The 1,150-nt window shown below is 36.9% G+C and carries 1 protein-coding gene; it reads left to right on the top strand.

What is annotated here, in order from left to right; translation table 11 throughout:
• Positions 1-1,047: C10 family peptidase (locus BN93_RS15825; protein WP_044261180.1), on the top strand; the 1,047-nt coding region annotated here is incomplete at its 5' end.
• Positions 1,048-1,150: the final 103 nt, after the last annotated feature.

Here is a 1,150-nt window from a genome sequence, read left to right as displayed (position 1 = left end):
ATAAGTTCAGATTGCCGTTTCCCTTATGTTATTGCCTTTTCTGAGGAAGGAGATTTCTTTTCACCAAACGAAACAGCAGATTTGATGATAAAAAATGCAATGAACATAGCCTTGCAAGAGATTGCCGTAATTAAGCAATGCGAAGATTCTCTTCGTGAAAAAACAAAAGCTTATGTCAATATGCAAATTAGGAAGAAAGGGATGAAACATGTAGAATACCTTGTAAACAATACTCCTGTAAAACGTAGTTCTGCCACAGACAATCCCCCTGGGCAATTACATAAAATAGTTGAACCTATGCTAAAAACAAAATGGAATCAGACAAGTCCTTATAATCTTTATGTGCCTAAATGTCCCCCAGAATATAATTTTGGCTTTGGTTATGACGGACGCTATCCTGCAGGGTGTACAATTATTGCTTGGGCACAAGTCTTGGCGTATTTACAACCGAATATCAATGACATTACAACTCCTGAAGGACAGAAATTTTATTGGGGTAATTTAGGAAGTTATTCTCCGAATTTTTTGGGATACCATGAGCTTACTGAGGAAGATAAAAGGTTAGCCTCTTTGATAAAGAATCTTGCAGATGGAAGCGGCACAAAATTTACAAGTATAGGAGGTTCTGTTTCTGTAGATGCAGTTGCAAATTATGTAAAAAAATGGAATGTCCATATTGATGGAAAAAACTCTTGTACTTTCCAAAATATGGCAAACTCTTTAAATTCAAGAAGACCAGTTATATGTAGAGGAACTGCAAGAGCCATCAGAGGAACAAGAGCAGCAGGAGCATTTACCAATGGTGCACATGCTTGGGTTGTTGATGGTTATCAAATTCGCGTTCGTCCCTCTAATGGGGCTCCTTCACCAAAACAACCTCGCAGGATTTTAAAGAGGTACAATGTTTATTGCCATGCTAATATGGGATGGGGAGGAAGTTGTGATGGTTGGTATTTATATCGTTATGACGGAAGTATTGACTTCGATTGTGAAGGAGATTTGTACGATATAGATTTGTCATGTTATCCAAATGCTCGTTTAAACTAACATCTTTTGGCAATCTCGCTATTCAAACGAGATTGCCTTTTCTTTAAATACTTATAGAATATGCGTTTAAAATTGAACAATACAATATATATAGTTTGCGCTG

The sequence above is a fragment of the Prevotella conceptionensis 9403948 genome, from assembly GCF_000312305.1.
Lineage (GTDB): Bacteria > Bacteroidota > Bacteroidia > Bacteroidales > Bacteroidaceae > Prevotella > Prevotella conceptionensis.
The sequence above is the reverse complement of the archived record's forward strand: the minus strand, read 5'-3'. Positions and strand labels throughout refer to the sequence as shown.